The organism is Microbispora sitophila (genome assembly GCF_014892245.1).
Lineage (GTDB): Bacteria > Actinomycetota > Actinomycetes > Streptosporangiales > Streptosporangiaceae > Microbispora > Microbispora siamensis.
Window position 1 is genome coordinate 1 of sequence record NZ_JADBGC010000076.1, and the last position, 2,160, is coordinate 2,160.

A 2,160-nucleotide genomic window follows, 5' to 3' on the forward strand; every position below is an offset into this window, starting at 1 on the left:
CGAGTGGTGTGCCGCGGCCGCTGAGGATGATCAGCTTCTCGATGCGTCTGCGGCGCCGGCGGCTGGTTACGCGGATGGTGAGGAAGGCCAGGATGAGGAGGGCGAGGAGGGCCAGTTGTGGCCATGGGATGGCCCAGACGGTGGTGTCGATCGCGACGCGCTCGGCGGTGACGCCGGGCAGGGGCTTGCCCGCGGGTGAGGGGATGGCCATGATCGTGGTGCCGATGGGTCCCAGGGGCCAGGTGCCGGTCACGCGTGCGGTGAAGGTGCGGCTGCCGCCTGGCATGATTTCCCTGGCTTTGGCTTCGGAGGTGTCGTCCCAGTCGCTTTGCCCGGCGAGGGTGGAGGTCAGGATCCGGCTGTCGGGGGCCAGGCGGACGTTGCCGGTGTTGGTCACGGTGTAGGTGACCTCGACGGTGCCGGCGGTGAAGGGGTTCCACGACCAGGTGTAGTCGGCGTGTACGCCGGTCACGGCGACCTTGGCGGCGAAGTTGCCGGTCACGCGGATGTTCAGCCGGACGCCTACCCGGTTTTGGACCCGGACCTGGCCGGAGATGGTCTCCACGGACGCGGTCACGCCCGCGGGGTGATCCCCGGGTGTGGCGTTGGGCGGGATCGACACTTTCACGGGCACGATGGCGGTGGCTCCGCCGGCGATGGTGACCTTGTCGGGGACGTGGACCCATGCGCCGCCGTCGGTCGGCGTGGCGTCCGAGGGGCGCATGTCGAAGTAGCCCTTGGCGGTCAGGTAGCCGTCGTTGGCGTCGATGGCGAAGTCGACCGGCTGGGTGGAGCGGTTGATGACCGCGATGTGCTCGGTGGCCTGCTGCCCGCCGGCGAGTTCGAGGTCGATGACGCTGCGGCCGTCGGGGCCGTTCGCGTCGGCCGGCACGACCGACCAGGTGGTGTCGGCCGCGGAGGGGGTGGCGAATGCGACCATGGCGACCAAGACGGTCACGCCGACAGCGTGCAGGACGGCCAGGAGGGCGAGGGCGCCCCGCGGACGGTTCTTGGTCAACACAAGGGTGTCTCCTGTCTCATCGTGGGCGTCCGGGACGTGTGCCAGGCCGGCGCAGGTCCCGGACGCCCACGCCGGGCGATGACGTCCGGCCTGCGGTTCAGGACTGGTTGAACAGCGAAAGGGTCAAGGTGGAGTGGTATTCCCCGGCGGCGACGTCGACCGGGGTGCGCAGGGCGAGGTCGGCGTTGACCTGCCAGGTGCCGATCTCGTCGGCGGAGTTCGCCGTCGAGACCAGCAGTTCCTGGCCCTTCAGACCCACGCTGGGCGCTCCCGAGCCGTCGGAGACGACGCTGGAGACCGGCTCGCCGGCCGACACCGCGCCGGTGGAGGAGTCGGTGAGCAGGCGCGGCTTCCAGCCCAGGTATTCGGGGCCGATGGTCGCCGAGGGGTTGCCGGTCGCGGTGAACTGACTGGCCTGGCCGACGACCGCCCAGAAGTCACCGGCGGGGATGTCTTCGGGCTTGCGGGTGTCGGAGACCGTGACCGTGGGCAGGGTGCCGACGAACTGGCGGGCGGTGGCGTTGGATCCGTTTTCCTGCAGGGCCACGCCGGTGTTGTCGGCGACGGTCATGGAGACCTGGCCGGGGGTGGTGATGGGCTCGATCTTCACCGACACGTCGATGCCGTTGCTGTTGCCGGGGTCGTCGTCGGCGGCCGCGGGGCCGGCCAGGCCGGCGCCGGCGAGCGCGACGCCGAGCGCGGCTGCGGCCAGTAGCTGGGTAGTCCTGTTGATTTTCATGTGATCGCTCCATATATGGGGGGCGGGGCCGGCCGGCTGGTCGGCCGGCCGGCCCCGGGTTGTGCTAGGGCGGTGTCCTGGTCGTGCAGACCGTGGTCACCGCCGGTGCGGTCAGCTGCAGCTGGCCGCGGTGTAGGCCGCGTCGTAGGACGTGGTGACCTGCTTGCCACCGATCGTCGCGGTTCCGGTCACGGTGGCCGTGCCCGCGGCGATCTGGGCGGTCCGGGTGTTGAAGGACTGGTAGGCCTGCTTGCCCGGGGCCACGTCGGTCACGGTCTTGTTGCCGAACGGGGTGTTCAGCGTGATCGTGGCCGGCACGTCGCCGTTGTTGACGGCGGTGACCGCCAGGTAGGCGGTGGTGCCGATGCAGCGGGGGGCGGCGGTGACGGTCAGCTTGACC

Annotated in this window: 3 protein-coding genes; all 3 read right to left on the reverse strand. The window is 70.5% G+C overall.

All coding sequences use genetic code 11. From position 1 onward, the window contains the following. Window positions 1-1,018, reverse strand: a 1,018-nt coding sequence (locus tag IL992_RS45440; protein ID WP_193209488.1) for a COG1470 family protein, incomplete at its 3' end; no start/stop codon positions are given. A 100-nt stretch (window positions 1,019-1,118) separates the two neighbouring features. Further along, window positions 1,119-1,760, reverse strand: a complete 642-nt coding sequence (locus IL992_RS45445; RefSeq protein WP_193209489.1) for a hypothetical protein — start codon at window positions 1,758-1,760, stop codon at window positions 1,119-1,121. Between the two features lie 111 nt (window positions 1,761-1,871). Further along, window positions 1,872-2,160 (reverse strand): hypothetical protein (locus IL992_RS45450; RefSeq protein ID WP_226874985.1); only part of this gene is annotated, 289 nt, incomplete at its 5' end.